The sequence below is a fragment of the Bradyrhizobium sp. 2TAF36 genome (assembly GCF_052114925.1).
Lineage (GTDB): Bacteria > Pseudomonadota > Alphaproteobacteria > Rhizobiales > Xanthobacteraceae > Bradyrhizobium > Bradyrhizobium barranii.
On sequence record NZ_JBFRFR010000078.1, the window covers coordinates 1 to 22,148 of the forward strand.

21 protein-coding genes and 6 pseudogenes are annotated in these 22,148 nt (G+C 58.8%); 10 read left to right on the forward strand and 17 right to left on the reverse strand.

What is annotated here, in order from left to right; genetic code table 11:
* Together AB4Z51_RS35070 and AB4Z51_RS35075 are read left to right on the forward strand one after the other, a co-directional pair.
* The coding region (locus AB4Z51_RS35070; RefSeq protein ID WP_441498931.1) for a GTP-binding protein at nt 1-617 on the forward strand (617 nt) is incomplete at its 5' end.
* A 183-nt stretch (nt 618-800) separates the two neighbouring features.
* Nucleotides 801-1,489: pseudogene (locus tag AB4Z51_RS35075) on the forward strand (transposase).
* Between the two features lie 218 nt (nt 1,490-1,707).
* Here AB4Z51_RS35075 and AB4Z51_RS35080 read toward each other — a convergent pair.
* The 7 genes and pseudogenes from AB4Z51_RS35080 to AB4Z51_RS35110 form a co-directional block, all read right to left on the reverse strand.
* Nucleotides 1,708-2,112, reverse strand: a pseudogene (locus AB4Z51_RS35080) (IS5 family transposase); the annotation flags it as partial.
* Nucleotides 2,113-2,148: 36 nt separating this feature from the next.
* On the reverse strand, nt 2,149-2,751 hold the full coding sequence (locus AB4Z51_RS35085; RefSeq protein ID WP_231142011.1) for a plasmid pRiA4b ORF-3 family protein: 603 nt from the start codon (nt 2,749-2,751) through the stop codon (nt 2,149-2,151).
* Nucleotides 2,748-4,313: an IS66 family transposase gene (gene tnpC / locus AB4Z51_RS35090; protein ID WP_231142010.1), complete on the reverse strand. Its 1,566-nt coding sequence runs from the start codon at nt 4,311-4,313 to the stop codon at nt 2,748-2,750. Before tnpC ends, AB4Z51_RS35085 begins: the two co-directional genes overlap by 4 nt.
* Before the next feature lie 51 nt (nt 4,314-4,364).
* Nucleotides 4,365-4,718: an IS66 family insertion sequence element accessory protein TnpB gene (tnpB, locus tag AB4Z51_RS35095; protein WP_231142412.1), complete on the reverse strand. Its 354-nt coding sequence runs from the start codon at nt 4,716-4,718 to the stop codon at nt 4,365-4,367.
* Entirely contained in the window at nt 4,712-5,134 is a 423-nt protein-coding gene (gene tnpA / locus AB4Z51_RS35100; RefSeq protein ID WP_231142008.1) for an IS66-like element accessory protein TnpA, read from the reverse strand. The genes tnpB and tnpA overlap by 7 nt, the downstream gene beginning before the upstream one ends.
* Nucleotides 5,135-5,226: 92 nt before the next feature.
* A pseudogene (locus AB4Z51_RS35105) lies at nt 5,227-5,628 on the reverse strand (IS5 family transposase); the annotation flags it as partial.
* 307 nt (nt 5,629-5,935) lie between these two features.
* Complete coding sequence (locus AB4Z51_RS35110) at nt 5,936-6,310, reverse strand: tautomerase family protein (RefSeq protein ID WP_441498932.1); 375 nt, start codon at nt 6,308-6,310, stop codon at nt 5,936-5,938.
* Nucleotides 6,311-6,441: 131 nt separating this feature from the next.
* Here AB4Z51_RS35110 and AB4Z51_RS35115 point away from each other — a divergent pair, with 131 nt between their 5' ends.
* Nucleotides 6,442-7,005, forward strand: coding sequence for a TetR/AcrR family transcriptional regulator (locus tag AB4Z51_RS35115; RefSeq protein ID WP_135216180.1), 564 nt, complete (start codon nt 6,442-6,444; stop codon nt 7,003-7,005).
* A gap of 319 nt (nt 7,006-7,324) precedes the next feature.
* Here the strand turns inward: AB4Z51_RS35115 and AB4Z51_RS35120 are convergent, their stop codons facing one another.
* The gene (locus AB4Z51_RS35120; protein WP_441498933.1) at nt 7,325-7,894 is read right to left on the reverse strand and encodes a transposase; all 570 of its coding nucleotides are present in this window, start codon (nt 7,892-7,894) and stop codon (nt 7,325-7,327) included.
* Entirely contained in the window at nt 7,831-8,637 is an 807-nt protein-coding gene (locus AB4Z51_RS35125) for an IS701 family transposase (RefSeq protein WP_441498934.1), read from the reverse strand. Before AB4Z51_RS35125 ends, AB4Z51_RS35120 begins: the two co-directional genes overlap by 64 nt.
* A 164-nt stretch (nt 8,638-8,801) precedes the next feature.
* Between AB4Z51_RS35125 and AB4Z51_RS35130 the strand changes: the two genes are divergently transcribed.
* Together AB4Z51_RS35130 and ligD are read left to right on the forward strand one after the other, a co-directional pair.
* Complete coding sequence (locus AB4Z51_RS35130; protein ID WP_441498935.1) at nt 8,802-9,911, forward strand: IS630 family transposase; 1,110 nt, start codon at nt 8,802-8,804, stop codon at nt 9,909-9,911.
* Nucleotides 9,912-10,259: 348 nt separating this feature from the next.
* Nucleotides 10,260-11,111 (forward strand): annotated as a pseudogene (gene ligD, locus AB4Z51_RS35135) (non-homologous end-joining DNA ligase).
* A gap of 301 nt (nt 11,112-11,412) precedes the next feature.
* Here ligD and AB4Z51_RS35140 read toward each other — a convergent pair.
* Entirely contained in the window at nt 11,413-12,978 is a 1,566-nt protein-coding gene (locus AB4Z51_RS35140; RefSeq protein WP_441498936.1) for a winged helix-turn-helix domain-containing tetratricopeptide repeat protein, read from the reverse strand.
* A gap of 253 nt (nt 12,979-13,231) precedes the next feature.
* Here AB4Z51_RS35140 and AB4Z51_RS35145 point away from each other — a divergent pair, with 253 nt between their 5' ends.
* Nucleotides 13,232-13,366, forward strand: coding sequence for a DUF1127 domain-containing protein (locus AB4Z51_RS35145; protein ID WP_371496218.1), 135 nt, complete (start codon nt 13,232-13,234; stop codon nt 13,364-13,366).
* A gap of 121 nt (nt 13,367-13,487) precedes the next feature.
* Here AB4Z51_RS35145 and AB4Z51_RS35150 read toward each other — a convergent pair whose 3' ends face one another.
* Together AB4Z51_RS35150 and AB4Z51_RS35155 are read right to left on the reverse strand one after the other, a co-directional pair.
* Nucleotides 13,488-14,165: an alpha/beta fold hydrolase gene (locus AB4Z51_RS35150; protein WP_063985052.1), complete on the reverse strand. Its 678-nt coding sequence runs from the start codon at nt 14,163-14,165 to the stop codon at nt 13,488-13,490.
* A 211-nt stretch (nt 14,166-14,376) separates the two neighbouring features.
* Nucleotides 14,377-15,537 carry an IS30 family transposase gene (locus AB4Z51_RS35155; RefSeq protein ID WP_441498937.1) on the reverse strand — a complete coding sequence of 387 codons (1,161 nt, stop codon included), beginning with the start codon at nt 15,535-15,537 and terminating at the stop codon, nt 14,377-14,379.
* A gap of 201 nt (nt 15,538-15,738) precedes the next feature.
* Between AB4Z51_RS35155 and AB4Z51_RS35160 the strand changes: the two genes are divergently transcribed.
* The gene (locus tag AB4Z51_RS35160) at nt 15,739-16,557 is read left to right on the forward strand and encodes an alpha/beta fold hydrolase (RefSeq protein ID WP_441498938.1); all 819 of its coding nucleotides are present in this window, start codon (nt 15,739-15,741) and stop codon (nt 16,555-16,557) included.
* 448 nt (nt 16,558-17,005) lie between these two features.
* Here AB4Z51_RS35160 and AB4Z51_RS35165 read toward each other — a convergent pair whose 3' ends face one another.
* A complete protein-coding gene (locus tag AB4Z51_RS35165) occupies nt 17,006-17,314 on the reverse strand; it encodes a DUF6894 family protein (protein ID WP_354114662.1) in 309 nt (102 codons plus the stop codon).
* 40 nt (nt 17,315-17,354) lie between these two features.
* Between AB4Z51_RS35165 and AB4Z51_RS35170 the strand changes: the two genes are divergently transcribed.
* Entirely contained in the window at nt 17,355-17,531 is a 177-nt protein-coding gene (locus AB4Z51_RS35170) for a DUF2934 domain-containing protein (protein WP_084795268.1), read from the forward strand.
* Between the two features lie 414 nt (nt 17,532-17,945).
* Here AB4Z51_RS35170 and AB4Z51_RS35175 read toward each other — a convergent pair.
* Nucleotides 17,946-18,121 (reverse strand): annotated as a pseudogene (locus tag AB4Z51_RS35175) (PRC-barrel domain-containing protein).
* A 393-nt stretch (nt 18,122-18,514) separates the two neighbouring features.
* Here AB4Z51_RS35175 and AB4Z51_RS35180 point away from each other — a divergent pair.
* Complete coding sequence (locus AB4Z51_RS35180) at nt 18,515-18,949, forward strand: hypothetical protein (RefSeq protein WP_085398627.1); 435 nt, start codon at nt 18,515-18,517, stop codon at nt 18,947-18,949.
* Between the two features lie 103 nt (nt 18,950-19,052).
* Here the strand turns inward: AB4Z51_RS35180 and AB4Z51_RS35185 are convergent.
* From AB4Z51_RS35185 to AB4Z51_RS35195, 3 genes and pseudogenes are all read right to left on the reverse strand, one after another.
* Nucleotides 19,053-19,838, reverse strand: a pseudogene (locus tag AB4Z51_RS35185) (ABC transporter substrate-binding protein).
* Nucleotides 19,839-20,576: 738 nt separating this feature from the next.
* Nucleotides 20,577-20,990 carry a nucleoside diphosphate kinase regulator gene (rnk, locus tag AB4Z51_RS35190; protein WP_063985056.1) on the reverse strand — a complete coding sequence of 138 codons (414 nt, stop codon included), beginning with the start codon at nt 20,988-20,990 and terminating at the stop codon, nt 20,577-20,579.
* A 9-nt stretch (nt 20,991-20,999) separates the two neighbouring features.
* Nucleotides 21,000-21,491 carry a GreA/GreB family elongation factor gene (locus AB4Z51_RS35195; protein ID WP_063986618.1) on the reverse strand — a complete coding sequence of 164 codons (492 nt, stop codon included), beginning with the start codon at nt 21,489-21,491 and terminating at the stop codon, nt 21,000-21,002.
* 479 nt (nt 21,492-21,970) lie between these two features.
* On the opposite strand from AB4Z51_RS35195, the gene AB4Z51_RS35200 reads away from it, so the two are divergent.
* Nucleotides 21,971-22,126, forward strand: a complete 156-nt coding sequence (locus AB4Z51_RS35200) for a hypothetical protein (protein ID WP_283016394.1) — start codon at nt 21,971-21,973, stop codon at nt 22,124-22,126.
* Nucleotides 22,127-22,148 lie beyond the last annotated feature (22 nt).

Here is a 22,148-nt window from a genome sequence, read left to right on the forward strand (position 1 = left end):
GCGCAAAGCTCCGGGGTGTCATCGCGGCTATCAATCCTGACTCTCGTCAGATCGAAGCGGATTTCGGCAAAATCTTCCCGAGCAAACTCCTCGGCACCGGCCTTTTCGATGCAACGAAAGCTGCAAGCCATCCCCTATGGCACAAGGAACTACTTAACCCGCAGGCGCATGTACCTGAGACGGATTCCTATGGAATATCGAGCTTCGTGTACCGCGAGAAGCGCCCCTTCGATCCTGTCCGATTTCGCTCGTTTCTCGACCAGCCCTGGGCAGGTGTCATTCGTGCAAAAGGACGCTTTTGGCTTTCCACTCGTCCCGACTGGGTAGGCCTTCTTTCCGTCGCCGGGGTTCAGCGCAGATGCGGGCCGGCCGGATTGTGGTGGGCCAGCATCCCCCGATCGCAATGGCCTGCGGAGCCGGAGCTTCAGGACCATATCCGGAATCGATGGGACGAAGCCTGGGGCGATCGCCTTCAAGAGTTGGTGTTCATCGGCTCAGGCATGGATGAAGCCCGAATCCGCACCTCCCTTGATGCATGTCTGGATCCGAGCGAAAAAGGGTTCGATCCGGAAAGTTGGCGCGATCGCGATGATCCCTTTCCTCTTTGGTCCATGTGAAGATTGTGACGGCAAATCACATCTTTGGCAGCGGAGATAAATTGCAAGCCAAGTACATAATACTAGATGCCGTAATGGGCCCTGCTCCGTGCAAGGGGGCATGATGGTGGCTGTCCCCCGATAGATGATGAAACGGGGTCACGACTTGAGTCGGCCCCAAGCATCTGGAGACGGAGGACAGCCGTGGAGAATTATGCCGGAATTGACGTGTCGTTGGAACTGTCGAGCGTATGCGTTGTGGATTCCCAGGGTAAGATCCTGAAGGAGGCGAAGGTCGCAAGCGAACCCGACGCCTTAGTCGAATTTTTCGAGACGCTTGGCTTTGCAGTGAATCGGATCGGGCTGGAGGCTGGGCCACTGTCGCAATGGCTGCATGCGGGGCTGCAAAGAGCAGGATTCGAGACGGTTCTGCTGGAAACACCGGAAGGCTACACAAAGCTGTGCTGGCAAYKGTGCGTGACGATGCGGTCTGTCGCCGGCTAATGACAGTGCCAKGTGTTGGTCCCCTAGTGGCGATTACCTACAAATCGGCGATTGATGATCCTCATCGCATTGTAAAATCGAAGGCGGCAGGCGCGCTGTTCGGGCTCACGCCAAAGAAATACCAATCGGGAGAAAAGGACGTCACGGGCGGGATCACGCTGGCCGGCGACGAGATAGTGCGTACGGTGTTGTATGAGGCCGCCAACGTTCTGCTATCGCGCATCACGCGATTCTCAAAACTTAAGCGCTGGGGGATGGACGTCGCCAAGCGGCGAGGCTCGAAGCGCGCAAAAGTCGCCTTGGCACGCAAGCTCGCAGTGATCCTGCATCGAATCTGGGTCGACGGCACAACTTACCGATGGACCGACGCGGSCCCGATCGCAGCATAGAACACGAGGAGAAGAGTTGGAATGCAACCGGGCTGAACTGAGCCTGGTGCCCGAAGTCCCGTCGCCGGGACGGTGGATCCGGTGAAGCCGTTACACGCCCAGTGGCCGTCTTCTGACGGACCACGCGTATCTAGATAGGCTCACCGCTCCCTCTGACAGCATGATGTGGCGGCCAGGCGTTGACCACGGACAGAAGCATGAGCTCGGCGGCGTGACATTCACTCGGGAGGCTTGACATCATCGGGCCCATTACAGAAGGGCGTGTACTCGTTAGCGCGTAGCCAAATTCGGATTGATGCGAGCTTGATGAACGCCAGATAGTTGGCTGCGAGTTTGTCGTACCGGATCGCGACACGCCGACATTGCTTGATCTTGTTGAAGAACCGTTCGATCAAGTTCCGCGCACGATACAGATGCGGGCTGAAGCAGATCGGGTCTTTGCGATTTCGTTTCGGCGGAATGTTCGCCCATGCTCCTTGCTGGCGGGCAGACTCCCTGATCCAGTCCGCGTCGTATCCACGATCCGCGAGTAACATCGTTTGTGGAAGCAGGGCGCTGAGGAGAACCGAACACAGCCGATTGTCATGCGCTTCACCCGGCGTAAGAGCGAGATGGACCGTAAGCGTAGCTCTGAGGCCCATTTGATTGRTGCTTGACGTCTATTTTGAACGCGTGGTGCGCCGGCGCGGCTTCCATATTTCCGACAATGCGTTGACTGCGGCCTCGAGCGCCTTCCGGTCGACGACGTTGGGATCAAACTGCTCGGGGCCCCAGAGGCGCATTTGTTCGTGCTCCGGATGGGTGGGGTCGCTAATGGCGTCGAGGTATTCGGCATAGCCTGACGCACCGCCGACATCTTCCGGAGGACAACGGCTCGCGGCCTCGAGCAAGAGGGGAAGTCCCTCCATTGTCGTGTTGTCGAACCACTTTTCGAGCTTGATCACGTGATCCCAGCTGTCGCCGAAGTCGTAGAGATAATGGATCGTCTTCGCGCCGGTCTCGTGAACGATATTGGAGAGCCGCGTCTTGCGAGCATCGATGGGCTGAGGGCCAAAATCTCCATCGGGATCAGGAATACCCCAACGTCCTTCGCCAGCCAGGAACTCGAAGAGATGGCTATTCGTCCAGCCAAACGCCGCCTGAAGCGTCAGATGCAGCCGATCAAGGCGCAGCGTGAGCGGCACGACAAGGCATCGCATCACCTCCGGTTTCACGTCCTCGAGGGTCACCTTGATCCGGACCGCGGTCGTGTTCAGGCTCATGCCGCCAGCCTCGGATCGTGTGCATGCATCGTGTAGATCGACGCCCAAGGGAGCAGTTCGTCCAGTCGCGCCGCAGGCCAACCATTGACGAGCTTCGCGAGAACATCAGCGAGCCAGTGCTCGGCACTGACGCCATTGAGCTTACAGGTCTCGATTAACGAAGCCAGAACTGCCCAATTCTCGGCGCCCTCGTCGCAACCGGCAAAAAGGGAGTTCTTGGCGTTGAGCTTGATCGGCCGCATCGCACGCTCGACAGCATTCGTGTCCATCTCGATGCGCCCGTCATCAAGGTAGAGCGTCAGGCCATCCCAATGACGCAGCGCGTAACGCAAGGCCTTCGCCGTGTCGCTCTTCTGTGCAAGGTGATCAAGCTTGGCCTCAAACCACTGCTTCAAGGCTGTAGCCAGAGGTCGGGCATGCGCCTGCCTGCCAGCACGGCGCTCGGCATCTGATCGGCCGCGGAGCGCTTTCTCGACCGCGTAAAGCTGGGCGATGCGCTCAAGAGCCTCGCGGGCAACCGGAGCTGGCGCCGGAGCAACCTCGCGCTCGATCTTCACAAACTGGCGCCTCAGATGCGACCAGCAGAAGGCGAGCGTCCCGGACAAGGCGTCCACACGCGTCTCTCGGGTCATGGTCTTGTAAGCCTGATAGCCGTCGCAGTGGATGATGCCGCGATAGCCCTCAAGCAGCTGCAAGCCATGAACGGCCCCACGGCCCGGTGCATAGGCGTAAACCACGCCAGGTGGGTCAGGTCCGGCCCAGGGCCTGTCATCGCGTGACAGCGCCCAGAAGTAGCCGGTTTTGGTCCTGCCGCGCCCCGGGTCCAGCACCGGCGCCGGGGTCTCATCGACACAGAGCTTCGAAGAGGCGAGCAGAAGCTGGCGCAGACGATGCCACAAGGGCTTCAATTCCTGGGCGGCATAGCCTACCCAGAAGGCGAGCGTGGAACGGTCGATGGCGATACCGTGCGTCGCCAGCATCTGCGCCTGGCGGTAAAGCGGCAAATGCCAATGATACTTGGCGTCGATCACATGCGCGACGAGCCGCTCAGTGGGCAATCCACCCCTGATCAATCGCTCGGGAGCAGCGTGCTGGAGGACGACGCCATGACAGGCGCGGCAGGCCAGTTTGGGCCGGCGGGTGACGATGACGCGATACTGCGCCGGTACGACGTCCAGCCTCTGGCTCTCATCGTGACCGATCTCGAAGAGGTCGCCCTTACAAGACGGGCAACAGGTCTCGGCCGGTATCAGGATTTCGACAATGCGCGGCAAATGTTCCGGAAGTTGACCACGGTTGGTTCTACGCTCGGCAGTTCTCTTCTCGCAGGTTCTGGGATTGGCGCGATCCTCGGCTGCTTCGAGAGCCGCGACGGCCTCTTCGATGTCCTCCAGAACAAGCTGTAACTGATCAGCGTCCAGCTTTTCCGAGGATCGACCGAACTGCGCATCTTTTGCAAGCTTGAGCAACCGCTCGAGCCTGGCGCAGCGATCCAGCAGAGCCGCGGCAAAGACGCGCAACTCGGCTGGATCGCTCGGCAGCTCATCAGGCAAATCACTCATTGGCCCGAGTCTGCCATGCTTCGCGCCCCGATGCAGCGAAGATTTATATCTTTACGCAAGCGCTTTCGGCTGCGGGATTCGAGGTGCGTGCATGCGCGTCCAATCCATGCCAGCAAGCAGCGCCGACAGCTGCGCAGCGTTCATCCGCATCACGCCGGCCACGATGGGAGGCCATTTGAAGCCGCTGCCATCGAGCCGCTTCCAGTACAGCACAAGGCCGCTGCCATCCCAGACGACAATCTTCACACGGTCAGCGCGCTTCGCACGGAAGACCACCGCCACGCCCTTCATCGGGTCATGGCCCAGCGTCTCCTTTGCCAAGAGCGCCAAGCCCTCCGCACCTTTTCTGAAGTCCACAGGTTGCGTCGCCACGTAAATCATGAGGCTCGCGGGCGGCGTCAGCATGAACGTGTCCGTCGAAGCGCCAAGAACACATCACTCAACACAGCAAGGCCAGGCGTCCCTCGCACCTCAACTCGTGCCCCCTGGAGCTCAACCGTCACAACGGCTGCTTCCGGCGACCCGGTGGGCTCTGCGGCCGCCGGTAGCGCCGATTCCGATACCACCGGCACGAACGACAGCGTGTCCGCCGAAGCCGGCAGTACCAACTGGCCCAAACGCGCCCGGCGCCGCCAGTCGTGCACCTGCTGGGGCCGGCACCCATGGCGACGCGCGACATCTGTGACAATCGCCCCCGGCTCGAGGCTTTCCGCGGCAATCTGTGCCTTCAAGTCGTCCGGCCAGCGCTTTCGACCTGCGCCTGCGTACACTTCGATACGCGATGACAACGGTCGTCTTATGTCGTCCGAATGGTCGTCCATTGTGAGCACCCTTGCAGAAGAAGACTCTTCTAGCGGTGCTCTCAGGACTGAGTACAAAAATTCTCAAGGGCCTCAACGCCACACTTACGATGGACCGGCAGGCCATTGGTGTCCACCACCGCGTGAATCTTGCTCGTCAGGCCCCCTCGCGAGCGACCCATATCTTGGTGATTGTTGTCCGCGATACAGGCTCCGTGCTGGTGCACGCGCACAACGGAGGTATCGATCATCTGCACCGCTGCGTCATGACCGGCGGCCAACGCATCCATAATCTGGTCCCACACGCCAGCCCGCCGCCAACGAACGAAGCGATTGTAACAGGTGGTACGGGGACCATAGGTCTCTGGCAGGTCGCGCCAAGGCGCACCTGAACGGAGGACCCAAAAGATGCCATTGAGCACGCGACGGTCATTTACACGCCGAATGCCACGCGGCTTGTTCGGCAGCATCGGTTTGATGGCGGTCCATTCATAATCGCTGAGTTCGTAGCGCATGATTCGAGGCTCCAGTTTCGGAGCATGAATCACGTCCGCAGCGATACCCTCAAGCCGCATTGGCCCTTTGAGGTGCCGCTAAATTAATGCTCTGAATCATTCTGCTTTCGGCGGCATAGCGGACACGGCCGGACTTGCAACTGGTTCGACCCAGTCGCGAATGACCCGGAACGGACCTTGCGCTTGCTTGGCCTCGGGCAGAAATCAAAATATTAGCAACGGGCAGATTGGCTCAGTCCGAGCTATCTCGCTGTGTCCGGGGAGCCATGCTGACCCCCCGGGCGGGAGAAGCTTCAGGAGCAGGCAACTACCAGGGCTGCCCTTTGCCAAACGACCAATCCTCTTTGTTGACGAAGACCATGTTGATCATGATGTCGTCGGGCCGTACGCCGAGCTTGTTGGTGAGTTCGTCGGCAATCTGCCGGTAGAAGGCAAACTTCAGTTCTTTGGTGTTACCGACCGTGCTGGTCACCTGGATCAGGATGAAGTCAGGCGACCGATCCATGCCAAGGAAGTGCCGATCATAGATGAGATTCTCTGGCGCGTACTCATTGACAACAATGAAGCGGTCGCCATCCGGAGCCTTAAGAACACCGACAATCCCTTCATACACAATGTCAGCGAGTTTGGCGCGATAGTCTGCAGATTTGCCTTTGATCAGATCGATACGTGCAAACGGCATAATTCTCTCCTTTGTGGTCGGGTGGATGGATTTTAGACTACCAAGTGGTTGGTAGCTAATCTTTAGGGCTTGGAATTGCTGCCGTCAAGCCCTACCTTCCACTTGGTTGGTTTTTTTAGGGAAAAGGCTCAATGAGCGCAGGTTCGAAGGAAATCATTCTTGCTGCAGCAAAACGGAGCGCGATGGCGCATGGCTACACTGGCTTAAACTTCCGAGACATCGCCGCCGAAGTCGGCATTAAGGCACCAAGCATCTATCATCACTTTCCGACCAAGGCCGATCTCGGGGCAGCGGTAGCAAAGCGTTACTGGGAAGATATTGTCGTGGACCTTAAAGCTATATCGGACCAGTCGCCTGATCCGCTCAAAGCGCTGCGCCGATACCCCGAGATTTTTCGTAAGTCGCTCTCGAGCGACAACCGCATGTGCCTTTGCAGCTTCATGGCTGCGGAATATGACGACCTGCCGGACACGGTGAAGAAGGAGGTCCATGCCTTTGCCGACGTTAATGTGGCGTGGCTCAGCAAGCTCCTGTCTGCTGCCGGGATCGTCAAACCTAAGGAAAGCCAAGCGCGGGCTCGAGCAATCTATTCGGCCGTTGCGGGCGCGCAGCTCTTCGCGAGAGGTCGCTCGGATATCTCACTCTTCGACGCGATGATCGACAGCTATCGTTCGGCTGGACTTTTGCCGGCGTAAGCGAGGGCCTTCATCTTCGCCATTTCGCCTGGCACGGGCATCGACATGATGCCGAAGGCGACGGACCGTCCTGACTGTTGGCGTATAATCAAAGGCATTTGGAGCAACGAGCAACAGCGGCACAATCGGAGCGTGAAGCAATTCGTTGGACTTTGCCCGTCGAGGCGATGTCGCATATTGGCCCATCGCGTCATTTCGCTGTGCTGCGGAATTTGGTCGCTATCGGGGCATAGCGGACTCTAGCAAGCCGACCGACCGGCAGATTTATGGGTTCACGGCCTAGCACTACTTTGGCAGAATCTATTTGCGCCAGCGTTTTTCAAGGATTTGTTTTCGGCAGTATGGACACCGTTGAGACGGCGGCCGAAGGATGAGATCGACGATGGCCTGACGTACGGCGGGCATGCTTGGCTGAGGCGGAGATCCGTTGATTCTTTTTTTTCCGCCCCGCGTGTGCGAGGCGACGATGTTGTAGGAAGGYGTAGGCGATCATTGTCATCAGGGCGTGGCGATGAAGACCCTGCCATGATCGCCCCTCGAAGTGATCAAGTCCAAGTTCCTCCTTCAACTGCTGATGCGCCTGCTCACAAATCCATCTTGCCTTGATGGTGGCGGCTAGTGTGCGCAGATCCGTCGCCACAGGGAGATTGGCAAGATAGTATTTCTTCTCACCTGAGGCACGTTGCTCGCCAATGAGCCAAGCTTCGTCGCCCGGGAGATGCTGCTGACCCTTATCCCAAATCCGCTGAGCAGGGCCGTCGGCGGTGCGGACACGGAGAGCAGCAAATCGGGCTTTCAGCCTACCTTTCGTCCCGCTGCGCCAACTCACGGATTTCCATTTGGCGCTGGCCAGCATTTGTTCTGCCGCAATCGATAAGATATCGGGCACGTGGTGCTTTCGTGGTTTCCCGCGGACTTGGTAATCGGCCAAATGAGCTTCACATCGACCGGATACACCTTCAGGTGCCGAGGGATGCCGACAGCCCAGGCCAGCCCGCGCTCTGTTAGTCCTTGTCGAAACGGTGCGCTAAGTCCGTATCCTGCATCCGCCAGAACACATCCAAAGCGCACGTTGGCTGCCATCGCGCGGTCAATCTCGGCCAAAGCAATTTCCGGCTTGGACCGTGTCGTTCGATGTTCGACTGGCACGCGAGCGCGCTTCAAACGTGACACGTCGCTTGTCCAACTGTCAGGCAAAAAGAGACGTAACGCGATCATCACTGGCACTTCGCCGTGCGCAAGCGTCAAAGACACCAGCGTTTGGCAATTTGCCGTTTTGCCGAGAGCCGACGCGTATTGAGCTGCAACACCAACCGAGCGTTCGCCCTTCTTCGGCAGTGAGGTGTCATCAATAACCAACACCGCATCCTTGCCACCGACAAGCCGGTTCGCCTGGTTGAGCAGCTCTGTCTCCAGCGGCGTCGCGTCCCAGACACCGTCCGCAATGAAATGGTGCAGCTGGTCGTAGTTGCCCGTGGCAAGGCGCTCCGCCATCGGCTGAACGCTCTTGCGATCGCCAGGACCGATCAATCCTGCAACATAGAGAGGACACATCCGCTGTCGGGTCTTATGACCCAGCCGGTCCAAGAACGGCATCAGCCAGCGTTCGAGTTCGTCTTCCCATCCCGCCATGGTCAGCCCTCCAAGAGCCGACCACCCATGAATCATTGAAAAATTGATTCGGGAATCCTATAAAGCAAGGCAAAATGGGCAATCTGCCAAAGTAGTGCTAGTCATCTGGAACGCAAGTTCGCCACATTAGTTGATAGCTCGAATCTCTACAGAGGAGAGAGCTCGTGGCGAATGCAGGTGAACGAGGCCGGCCGATCGCGCCGTTGGTGCTTAGTCCGCAGGAGCGGGCGTACTTGGAGAGGCAAGTTCGTCGTCATCGCGTTGCCCGATCGCTATCTGAGCGCTGCCGCGCGATCCTGCGGTGTGCGGATGGCTTGCCAAGCAAGTCCGTGGCTGCCGAACTCGGCCTCCACGAACACACCGTTGGCAAGTGGCGTCGCCGATTTTTGAAGGATCGCTGTGATGGCCTGCTTGACGGGGCCCGCCCTGGCCGCCCTCGAACCATCAACGACGATCAGGTTGCTGAGGTAATTGAGCGGACATTGCGTACAACGCCACCCGACGCGACGCACTGGTCGATCCGCTCAATGGCTGGGGAAACTGGCTTTTCCCACACCACGATCCGCCGAATGTGGATGGCGTTCGGCCTGCAGCCGCACCGCAGCCAGACATTCAAGCTGTCGAGCGACCCGCTGTTCGTCGACAAGGTCCGCGATATCGTCGGCCTTTACCTGTCCCCACCGAACCGAGCCCTTGTCCTCAGTATCGATGAGAAAAGCCAGATCCAGGCCCTGGATCGCGAGCAGCCGGTCCTGCCGATGATGCCGGGCGTACCGGAACGGCGCACGCACAGTTATGTGCGGCATGGTACGACCTCGCTGTTTGCCGCGCTCGATGTCGCCTCGGGGTTCGTCATCGGCAAATGCTATAAGCGGCACCGGGCAGTCGAGTTCTTGAAGTTTTTAAAAGGGATCGATGCTCAAGTTCCTGAAGGCCTCGATGTCCATCTCGTCATGGACAACTACGCCACCCACAAAACACCTAAGATCAAAGCGTGGCTCGCCCGTCGGCCGCACTATCATGTCCACTTCACGCCGACTTCCGCGTCATGGATCAATCAGGTCGAGCGCTGGTTCGCTGAACTCACCAGAAAACAGATCCAGCGAGGTGTTCACACCTCCGTCAGGCAGCTCGAGGCCGACATCCGTACCTTCATCGACCTGCACAACAGAAAACCGAAGCCATTCAAATGGACCAAGTCCGCAGACCAGATTTTGGCTTCCGTCAAACGCTTCTGCTATAAAGCTCAGCGGACTTTATGTGGCGAACTTTAGATTCACGTGACTAGGAGGGCAGACATGGCACGGCAGGTCATTCCAGCCCCAATGCTCCCGGCTGCCGATCCAATTGCGGATTAGAGCGCCGGGAGTGCCAGGCCCGCCAGTTGTGGCCGAGGAAGAACAGCCCAGCCAGCACGCCAATAGCGGCCGGTATTACCAGGCTCAGACAGTCCATGACGCACCGCCTCCCAGCAAAGGAATCGTCCGTCCGATAAACTGACGGCCTTCGGCTGCGTTAAGCGTCAGCGATAAAAACCCGCCGGCGTGAACCGGCAGGTCTTTGTGATGGACTCGCGATCGGCTTACCAAGGAAGATAGAGCGCGACGAACAGCGCCAAGCCGATCAGACCGCACGCCTCCGCGACCGACCGCGTGCCATCCGGCGAGCGATGGATTCACGAAATCAAGTTCGACGGCTACCGCGTGCAAGTCCACCTCGCCAACGAAGCCGTCAAGGTCTTCACACGGCGCGGCCACGACTGGACGAAGCGTTTCAAGAAGGTTTCCGATGACGCCTGGCACGTCAAGGCGAGCTCGGCCATCATCGACGGAGAGATTGTCGTACCTGCCACCGACGGCACGACGGACTTCTCGGTCTTGCAGAATGAGCTCAAAGGCAAGTCAACGAAGATCGTGCTCGTCGCCTTCGACCTGCTCTACCTCAACGGCAGGGACATCCGGAAGTTACCGCTGTTTCAGCGCAAGGCGGAGCTGAAGAAGATCATTGCCGGCACCGACGTTCAGTTCAGCGCGAGTTTCGAGATCGACGGGAACGAGATGTTTGCCCATGCCTGCAAGATCGGGCTCGAAGGCGTCATCTCCAAGGTGCGCGACAGCGCGTACCCGGTCGGCCGCAGCAACAATTGGGTCAAGAAAACCTGCGCCCAGCGCGAGACACTCACCATCGCCGGCTTCGCCCTCGATGAGGGCAAGTGGGACGGCATGTATCTCGGTCGGCGCAAGGGCGACGACCTGATCTATGCCGGCAAGGTCGACCACGGCTTCGACAAGACATCGGCGGCCGAGCTGAGGTGGCGCCTCGAGCCGCTGGTGCGGAAGACACAGCCCTATGCCAAGATGATTGCGCACAAAGGTGGTCGAACCGAAGCTGCTTGCTGAGATCGAGTATCGCGCCAAGTCCGCCGAGGGAAAGGTGCGGCATCCGTTCTTCAAGAACTGCGGGAGGACCTGTAACGGCGCGGCAATCGGTGACAAATTTTTTTCAGCCTCCTCTTGAAACCAAAACCGGCTTTGCTAGGCCGTGAACCCATAAATCTGCCGGGCGGACGGCTCGCCAGAGTCCGCTATGCTCCGATAGCGACCAAATTCCGTAGCGCAGCGAAATGACGCGATGGGCCAAAACCGGAAGTCGCCGGGTCGCTCGATGACTTCCCGTCCCGAGTGTCTCATCCAATCAGCGTCGACCTTATCAGCGCTGACGAGACGGGAACAATCCATGCGTCGACAGCGGGACTGGACTGCGAGGCGGCGCGGCTCATTCCGGTAGGCCCGCCATCCGGCAAGCTTGCGACAATCTTTCGATATCTTCCGCCCTGCGAAATCTTGTTTTGATTCTGGAAATACGTAGGACCGGCTTCAGTTGCAGTAGGCGCGCAAAGACGACTCGTGCTTCCTCAACCCGTCCAGACATCGAAAGGCATGCCGCCAGAATAAATTGTGYGTTCACATAATTTGGCCGCTGCAGGACAGCAGACCTTGCCCAAGATGAACCGTCGTCATACCGACCCGCCATAAAATGAGCATATGCTATCCCGGTCTGGGCAAAAAATATTAATGGATCCAGCGGACTTAAACGCACCGCGATTTCATATTGTTCGAGCGCCGCGTCTAATTCGCCGAGCATAAGGTGTTCTCCGCCGCGCGAATACCGTGCGATGACGAGATTTGGATCTAGATTTATCGCCCGTGAGAGGAGGGCTGCGCCCTCCTCGACCTCACCCAATAATTCAGAGATCACCTGTCCGGTCCTCGCCAGCACCGTTGGATCGTCCTTATCGAGCTCAATTGCCCGCATTACGAGTCGCCTGGCTTCAACACACTCCTGTGCAGCATCGCTTCTCCAGCCGAAGAACTTTCTTTGCAGATAGGAATAAGCGCCAAGGGCGTATGCTGCGGCGAATTCGGGATCGATCACGTTGGCGGCCTGGCTCAGTCTAACCGCTTCAATATTCTGTTCGCGGGTGAATTGGTAAAAGCTTGATAGCGCGCGAAGATAATAGTCGTAGGCCTCAAGGCTTCCAGTCGGCTTGCGTTTCGCGCGCTCGATTTCGGCGCGCTCCAATTGAGGAAAGATTGCGCCAATCACGCAGCTCGTTACTTGATCCTGCAGGTCGAAAATATCTTCGAGTTGACTGTCGAACCGGTCCGCCCAAAGATGTGCTCCTGTCGTAGCGTAGATCAACTGCCCGGTAATGCGGACTCGATTGCCGGCTTTGCGCACACTGCCTTCGAGCACATAGCGAACGCCAAGTTCACGCCCGACCTGCTTGATGTCGACGGCCTTGCCTTTGTAAGTAAAGGTGGAGTGTCGCGCGATGACAAAAAGCGACTTGGACCGCGACAGGCCGGTAATGATGTCCTCGACCATGCCGTCGGCGAAATACTCCTGCTCCGGGTCGGAGCTCAGGTTGGTAAAGGGGAGAACGGCGAGCGAGGGCTTATCGGGGAGTGGCAGGACGGGTTTCGGCTGTTCCGCCGGGATTTCGGTCACCGCCACGCTTAAGGGCCTCTGCGCTTCCCGCACCGGGCCAACGAAGCGAAAGCCCTTCCTTGGCAGTGTTTTGATCAGGCGCTGTTCCTCGCCGGAATCGCCGATCGCGCTCCGGGCGACGTTCACGCGGGTCGTCAGCGCTGCATCGGAGACGATACGCCCGTCCCAAATGGCCTTGATGAGGTCGTCTTTACTAACGACGCGCTCCCTATTGCGGAGCAGGTAGTCGAGCAGGTCGAATACCTGGGGCGCGATGGCCACGACGTTCGCTCCGCGATGTAGCTCCCGGCGGTCAGTGTCGAATGCGTACTCCTCGAAGAGGTAGCGCACGTTGCTATTTCCCTACGTTGCCTCCAACGGCTTCTGTTGCCGGTTGCAGGCGCAAAGAATAAGCCGCCGGGGAGGAAAAAGTAAGCCGGATGTTAAGCGCGCCAGCGCATCGCCCGGTATCCTCGGCTCGTGAAACAGTCCAGCCTGGACACATCGCAATGAGCACGGTCCACGGGGCCACCGAGCCGAGACAGGCAGCCGCAAAGCGGCAAGTCTACAGCCCTCTCGAAATATATTGGGATGCATTTCAACAGTGGCGAGGTTACGAGCCACCTTGTGCGACCTAAGTGACAGGGAGCTAATGGATATCGGTACTACGCGCGGCGAGATCGATTACGTCGCCTCGAACCGAGGTATCGATCCGCGAGGCATCCGATCTGCCGAATGAACGTTCGATGTCTGGTAATGGTGGGGGCCTGAATTTGCCACGGCGGGGAAAGCGGACGTCTCCCGAGGTCGCTGAAGGGCCATGAGCCGACCTAGACTCATTTAGCAAAGCTGGCCCGCAATCAACCCTTCTCATAGGCAACAAGGCATTCGGCCAGTCCCTCCGCATTCGACAACGCAACAAGATGGCCACCGGGAATTTCTGCCACCTCCTTTCCGAGCCTTTCGCGCGCGACACGCCGTTGAAATTCGATTGGGAAAAAGCGGTCATCTTTTCCCGCAAGAACATGAATGGGGATGTCAGGCCAACGCTCGAAAAGACAGGGCTCGCCGAAAATGGTCTCGGCTTCCTCGCGAGGCTTTTCAGGGCCAGCGCGCAGCACCTCCTGCGGCACGTCGTGCAGAAAGTACGTTTCCACGTCGAATTCCGCCGTATAGCCACGCACCGCCGCAGCTTGTTCCCGCGCCTCTACTGCTCCTGTTGCGCCCCACCATACGCCAGCGGTCTCGCCCGGCTCTGGGATCATCGCGTTGACAAACACCACCATCCGCACGTGCGCACGTGCGCAAACGAGGGGTGCCGTGAAGCCTGCAAGCGACTGAGCGACCAGAATAACATCGGCTCGTTCCGCGATCGAGCGGACGACGATGTCAGCATACGCTGCAAGACCGGCGTGCCTGTCGTCGCCAGGGAGGTCAACCGCCACGGGTTCGTGCCCTGACGCGTGAATAAGCGGGGCCACACGGTGCCAATACCAAGCCATGCCGCCTGCCCCGGGAACAAGGATGAATGTTGCCATATTGAGTCCTCCTTTTCTTAAGACCGCTCGTAAGCCGCACTTTGATGGGCTGCCTCCCTATAAGACGGCTTGGAATGAGCTGGACCGACGGCATCACAGATTGTTTTGTCAGCGATGGCACCCTGATCCCTCATTCAGACGGATGTCTGGGTGGGGTCATTCGCGTCGGTTTGGCCGGAGCACGACGACTTCCGGTCTACCCCCTGTCGGCTCAACCGGTTGACGCAACACAGGCATTAAATCTCTCTGCTGGCGTTTCAAATTGCAAGGTCTCACGTGGCCGTTCGTTTAGCTGACGAGCCACTTTGTTCAGATGGGCTTGCGAATGCACCGACAAGTCGGTGCCCTTTGGAAAGTACTGTCTCAGCAGGCCATTGGTATTCTCGTTCGACCCGCGCTGCCACGGGCTTTGCGGGTCGCAAAAATAGACATCGATGTTGGTCGCCATCGAAAAGCGCCGATGATCCGTCAGTTCCTTGCCTCGGTCCCAAGTCAGGGACTTATACAGTTCTTTTGGTAGCTTCTTCGCCGGCTTGATGAGCGCGTTGACTACAGTCTGGGTGTCCTTGCCTGCCACTTTGGCCAGCATCACGTAACGCGTTTGACGCTCGACTAAGGTCGCGATGTAGGTGTTGTTCGGCCCGGACAGCAGATCGCCCTCCCAATGGCCAGGCACCGCCCTATCTTCAACCGCAGCCGCTCGCTGACGGATTGAGACGGCATCCTTCATATGTCCCCGTCTATCGCCATTCGGATCAACCGGTCTGGAGCGACGCATCGAGCGCTTCGATCGAAGATGGCGAAGCAGCTCTTTCTTGAGCACGCCGCGCGCTTGGACAAACAGGCTGCGATAGATGGTCTCGTGTGACACCTGATTATACTCGTCTTCAGGATGCGTTCTCTTCAGCCAACCGGTTATCTGCTCGGGTGACCAATCCAATCTGAGCTTCCCTGCCACGGCCTGCCGAAGCCGCGAATTGATCGCCAATTTACAACATTTTGGACGACGCGATTGTGCCCAGGCATTCTCGTCTGCAACTGTCGCCCGGTAGCGATCACAGCCGCCATTGCGGCTCATTTCACGACTCACCGTCGAGGGCGAGCGGCCAAGCAGTTTGGCGACAGACCGGGCTGATTGACGTGCCGTAACGCCTCTGGAAATCACCTCGCGTTCCGCAAGCGTCAATGCCAACCTGGAGCGACGCCGCTCCGCAGGACGAAACCCTCCATGCGGGGCAACCAGAAAATAGATCGACGATGACTGCTTACCAAAAGCTCGCCCGATCGCCTTCAGTGACTCCCCGCGCTTCCAACGGTCCCATAACTCCGTCTTTTCTGCCGCGGTAAAACCTCTATGAAATCTCCGTTCCATCCTACACTCCATCTTTTCCCTCTAAGATAAAGTGTTGCGTCGATCGGTTGAGACCGCCCCCGGTGAACGGACATTCTCAGGATAGTGGGCACGTCTCAAACGGGCCACGAGCAGGCCTTGGCCGCGAACCGACGCGCGGATATCCTCCAAGGTTGCAATCCGCTTCGGTCCCGATCTTCCTCAAACCATAGGAATTTTGTCATGACGAATGGTGGAATTACCCGCCGTCGCATCCTGCGCAGTGCTGCAACCGGCGGTCTCGCGGCAGCAGCGACCCCAGGGGCGGTCGGTGCCGACCGCGCGCAATCGGCGCGAAAGACCTTTGTCTTTGTCAGCGGGGCTTTTTGCGGTGGCTGGATATGGCGCCGGGTCACTGACCGGCTCGAACAGGACGGCCATAAAGTGTTCGCTCCGTCACTCACGGGTTTAGCCGAGCGCTCGCATTTGCTGAGCAAGGATGTCGATCTGGACACCCACATTGCCGACGTCGTCAACCTGATCAAATGGGAAAGTCTCGAGAACGTCTGCCTCGTGGCTTGGTCCTATGCAGGCTTTGTAGGCTCGGGTGCACTCGAAAGCATCGGCGATCGCGTCTCATCGGTTATATGGCTTGATGCCTACATTCCGGCCGACGGACAAAGGGTGGCGGACTACGCAGCCGAGCCGGTCCGCAAAGGCATACAAATGGCCATCGACAAGGGCGAGGCGGGCGTTCGCGGATCGGCGCATTATCCGGCCAGTGTTGTTGCCGAACGCGATCGGGCATTCGCCGAGTCTAAGGTTACTCCGCATCCAGTCGGCACCTATCTCCAGCAGATCAAGGTTTCCGGGGCGCTCCAAAAGGTGGCGAAGAAGACATACATCCGGCTCCCAAAATTTCCACAGCCGCCCTTTGACAAGGCACTGGCAGACTGCAAGAGCGACAAGTCTTGGGCCACATTCGAACTGCCGGATTTTGGGCACATGGCCATGCTCGATGCACCAGACCGCGTGAGCGAGTTGATACTGCAAGCCGCGTAAGATCGACCTCCCCGCAACGTAGGGGAAGACATCACGCCGGAGTGCGTTATGTCCGCCATGGGTCCAAAAGGCGAAATGCTCAAATTGCCTGCGTAGTCTGCTTTTCCTCCAGAAGCGGTCATCCATCCGTGCATTGCTGTGCCGGCTTCGGCGAGATGATCCACCAAAGGACGCGCCCGGTCTCGTAGAGGCTGAATGGCACGCCGACCCCGCAAACGAATACGACGGGCAAACCGCTCAGGTCGGGACCGTATGTGGGACGCTCCTGGGCAACGCCGGGATTTGGCCGGGGGCCGACCTCGAGCTTTTCTAGGCGGGGCGTGCCGAGCTCAGGCCGGTTCATGTCTTAGCAGCGACGCCCCCGAAGCAGGCGGTGCGCGAACTACGCAGGTCAGGATCATACCCACAAAACGCCAGCAAATCGTGTGGAAAGGCGGGTCTCTGGGCCTCACTTTGGCACTTCAGCTTGAATGCGCAGGACGTAAAGCGTGGTCTGAAACTCGTCCGTCACTTCCATCTGCCAGTCTCGGGCCGGCGTCAGCTTCCCATCAATGCCTTGGAGCATCTGACGGGCTGTCACAGTGGCCTCGTTCCACACCGCATGCTTGTCGGGAAGTTCCTCATCCTGGTGGTCGATCTCGCCACGCACGTGCTTGATATGAAAGAAGTATCTCGGCATGACCAGAAAATGCTGCGAAACTTTAGTTTCATGGGTTGCCGCGTCGCATCGCGGGTTCACTCCGTGCAGGAACTTCAACACCTCGCCCTACGTTTTCCCGGAAAGGGAGATCTCTCACATGACGGGTATGACCGAGCAAGACATCAGGAATCGAGCTTACCTCCTTTGGGAAAAGGCGGGCCAACCAGCAAGGCAGATGGACACTTTCTGGTACGAGGCTGAGAAGGAGCTTATCGCCGAGCGCAAAAAGCAGGGCGACGTGCCTTCCTACTTGCCCAACCTGGCGGCTAGCTGACCTTCGCAGTCATTGTTAAGACAGCGGCCTCTACCTGTATGCGATGTACAGCCGGATCAGCACGTAGCCCCAGCCGATGCCGTAGGCAGCAGCTGTGCAGACCAGGGCCGCGGCGGTGGCTTACCATATGATCTCGTGAACGCTCACGCGCTCGCCTCTTGCGCCAGCGACCGCCGGCCCCCACAGCGAGGACGTTCAGCCCGATCCAGCAGGCGGCGGCGATCAGGGCGATGGTCATTGGCCTGCCTCGTCGAAGATGTGCGGGCTGAGGGCGGACTGCTCGACCAGAAAGCCGGCGCGGTCGAGCACCAGAGGGGGACGGTCCAGAGCCGCCCCAACTCGGCATTCATCGGAGACTGGGCGAGTCGCTTCGATTAGCCGATAACATCAGATCATTATACGCGCGGTGAAGTTCTATCGCTCTAGGAGCTTAATCGTTGAGACGGGCCACTTCCCGGGACGGCCAGCGACGGAAAGACGCAAACGTGCGCTTCGTCCAAGCACAATTCCTCGACAGTCCCTGCCTTTTCATCCGTCAGCACCACGGCCTTGCCGATCAATTCCGTCTCGGCTTTGTGATACTCCCACAGACTAGCGGCGGCGTGCGCTTGGCTCGGGGCATTGCCTCAGCTGTCTCCAACGCATCAGAGCGACTGTGCATGCAAACCTTAGGAAGCTGAGCAGGGTTCCTTCGGGTGCCAGATGGCTGCCGGCGCGCGCATCGCAGCATGTTGCTCATAGGAGTTAAACAGAAATTTTCTGTTCAATGAAAGCACGTTGGGGCATCAGCAGAGGTGAGCCCCTACCCTAGCCAGCCTGCTCACTCCGCTTCAACCTGGGCCAGGAACCGACTGGTTGGTAAGGTTCGCGTTTGAACTCTCCCGCGCTGTCATTACTGTGACTGGATTGCCAATTGCCCTTCCTGCCGCGCGGATGGTGTCGACGAACAGCCTCGCGGCCGGATTCCAACCAATCGGACCACCATGTCCTCCGGTTCCAGCGCCAGTATCGCCAAGAAAGCGCGCACGAAGGCTGAGGCGGATTTTGCCACCTGGCTAATGATGGCCAAGCTCGGTGGTTTCGATGACCTGCCGTCCAGCGCCCAAAGCTTTCTGACTAACTATCGAACTCGGCTCGAGACAATGAGCGAGGCCGAATCCACGGCCCTAGCCGTTCGCGAGGTCTACAGCGCTTATTACAGCGAGATGGGAGGCGTGGGCGCAGCGCCGGAACCAAAGGCTCGGACGCCAACGACAGAGGGCAAAGTCGTGCGGTCCCAGAGACCGCCTAGATCTCAACCCCGTGAATCGGCTGCGCGCCGTTCGACGAGGCCAATGACCCGAAAAACCCTCGCGGCGCTGCTGATTTTCGCGAGCATGGTGGCGCTGGTTGTCGCATTCAGATTTCTAGCGCAGTAATACCGCCCGCGGATTGTGTGCGACGTCCGCTTTTACCCCGATAGCGACTAAATAGCGGACATCGTGCACTTCGCATTTAGGCCAATTTCGGAAGTGGCGACGCTCATTCGATGATCCTGTCGGCACGACTCAGGATCGTTGACGGCACCACAATGTTTGAGGCCTTAGCCGTCTTGAGTTTGACGACAAGCTCGAACGTGGTCGGCCGCTCGACGGGGATGTCTGCCGGCTTCCCGCCTTTGAGAATGAGGTCGATGATCTCCGCGCCGCGCCGCCATTGCTCGCCATGATCGGTGCCGTAGGACATAAGGCCGCCTGCCTCCGCGAACTCGCGGTAGCCGTAGAGAGCGGGCGAATGCAGGCGGGAGGCGGCCGCGGCGATTTCGGTCCGCTACTAAACGTGAGGCGGTCCTCGAGGATCGCAAGGCCCCGGCTCCTGCAACCTTGCTGGCCTCGAGCTGCGGCGCGATCTCCTCGGGCGAGCGCACAAGACCCGTAACTCTATTCTCCCGACATGCGCTGCGGTCTCGAGTTCCCTGTAGGCGAGGGCCGCGTACGGCGTGCCCGGGTTCAAGACCGCGGCAATCAACGAGGCGGCAGGGACGATCTCGCGCAACAGCTGAAGCCCGGATGCCCTATATGCGGCTAGGTCCGACAGTCCGGTGACGTTACCGCCGGGCCGGGCGAGACTTGCAACGACCTCGGCGCCGGCAGGATCGCCCACAGCCATGAGTACAACGGGGATGCCGCTTCTGGCTGCCTTGCCCGCCGTGGCGGCAACCGTGCCAAATCCGGTGACAAGCGCGTCAGGCTTCATCCGAATGAGGTCGGACGCAAGGCCTCGCAAGAGTTCCGGCCGGCCTTCTGCCGAGCGATAGACGAACTGCAGGTTTTTTCCGTCACGTTAATCAAGCTGATCGAGACGGCGCAAAAAAATTCCGCACGAAGCTACGATCCTCACCTGCAAGTAGGCGAGGTAGGCAATGGTGAATGATTTGACTTTTTGTGCGCTGGCCCTGCGCGCGACGCCGAGGAGCGTGGCACCGGCTAGGATTTTCAATCAACGACCGCAGGTCCGTCATGCAAATGCCTCTCGCTCGAAGTATTCGAGCCGCAGACCAGAACGGGTCGCTCAAGAATGCTGCTAGATATCAAATGCGCCTTGACTATTCCCGAACAAAAATACGGACTTAACCTTCCATTCGCCGTTGGATTGGTGCTCATAAAGCTGAACGGTACCGCCGGACAGCATGGTCGTTTCCTCGCCCTTTACCAAATGAAGCTTTGAATAGCGAGGTAAGCGTAGTCTCCCCTCTGCAAAGTCTCTACAAGCTCAAGCTTGCGATTTCTGACGCTCGTGCCTCTTTTGGCAAAGAAGTCGCGTATCGCCGTAGGTCCAGAGGCGCTGCGCCGGGTGGCATTAGACTGGCGTCGGCGGCATACATTGGCAGCAAGGCGTCGAAATTCGGATCGTTGATCGCAGCATCCCATTGCGCATCGAGTTTCGTCATGTCTTCAGGGAGCGGGTCCGCCCGAGAGAGGGCCCGCGATCCAGACGCGACGCCCTCCTAGACGGCGCGCCCACATCGCAAGACGGCGAGGCTCGATCTGACTTAACGTACAGCCCTTATTCGGAAACAGCGAGAACGGTCAGGCCCCTGGTGCGCTTGTGGGGTGTCTCGAATTCGATCCGCTGCCCCGGCGATAGGCCGATCAAGGCCGCTCCAACAGGCGTCAGGACCGAGATCCGATTGAGTTCGATGTTTGCCTCATGCGGATAGACCAGCACGATCTCTCGGCTCGCACCCGTTTCGTCATCGCGATAGGTTACTTTCGACCCCATCCTGATCACACCTCGCAAGTTGTTCTCGTCCGTCACCGTGGCACGTTCCATTTCTCGAGCCAGAAAATGGGCGACTCGCGGAAACAGATCCATGCTCGAATTGGCCAAAGAACTGAGACGCCGCGATTCGTCCTCAGTGATCTTGATCGGCGGCAACACCGGCTGTTCTCGCAGGCTCTCAGCTTCGAAATTGCGCATTGATCGCTCCTATGCTGCAGTTGGTCCGGGGTCGTCATCGAACTGGTTGCCTGACCGCCTCGTCCCTCTCCGGAAGAGTGGGACGACCTTTGAATCCGATGGGGTCAGGCTTTGGACCCTGACGACATTCAGACATCCGGCGACAAAGTACGGCATCTGATCGCCGACCTGCAGTCCGATCAAAGCCGCACCCAGCGGGGTCAACACCGAAATGGAGGCGGGATCCGACCAGCACTCCTCGGGCCAGACCAATTGCACGGTGCGACGCGGAACGCCCCAATTCGTGCAATGAGTGACCCATGATCCGATCGTCACGAACGGACGGACGTTGTCCGCTTCGTCCGGGACGATATCGGCGCGGTTGATTTCGCCCATGAGGAATATCCCGTCCAAATCTCCTTTTTGGACGGCGAGGCGGGCGAGCTGTTCGAGCCGCGGATAGTCTGATGCGGTCAGCGCGATTTTTGGAAGAGGCAGCACGGCACACTCCTTCTGCTTCAAGACGACCTCTCGAGTGGAGGTCACGAAAGCTGGAAAAGAGCCCGGACGGCGCGAACACCGTCCGGCTAACCGCCTGCTTGGAGGCGGCCGGCGTGAAGAGCAAAACGCGCGGTGCGCGCATCAATGTCGATGACATAAGCCATGATGCTCTGACTATAGTAGTTCATTTCCCTGGAAACATTGCGACGAAACCGCACAGCACCTGTGCACGCGAAGTATCGAGAGGGGACAAAGGGACGTCGTTGGAGTGAGAGGGGCGGACAATCACGCGGGACTGCCTGGCTGCGTAAGAACATGCGTCGAAAGATTACATCGCGTGGGATGGCCAGGCTGGCGTTGCTGCAGGCGATCACTCTTGTCGCTTCACCGGTAGGCCTGGGCGGTTTGACGTGAATGTGAGCCGTAGTTCTACAGAGCCATTGTTATAGTCGGCGTCGATCGCTTGCACCTGCGATGGAACACTGAACGGGCGCCATGACATGCGATACCGCTCCGAAGTCAGCCCAGCTGAGGACACCGAGCCGGTCGAGATGAGTGGCTGGCAGGTGATCGCGCTCTGCGGATTCTACGCGTTGCTCGGCGCTCTCGCGGCCGTCGTCGCCGCTGCGACTGGCACGCTTCCACACTGGATCTGAACCGCTCGATTGCGGAGCCAGT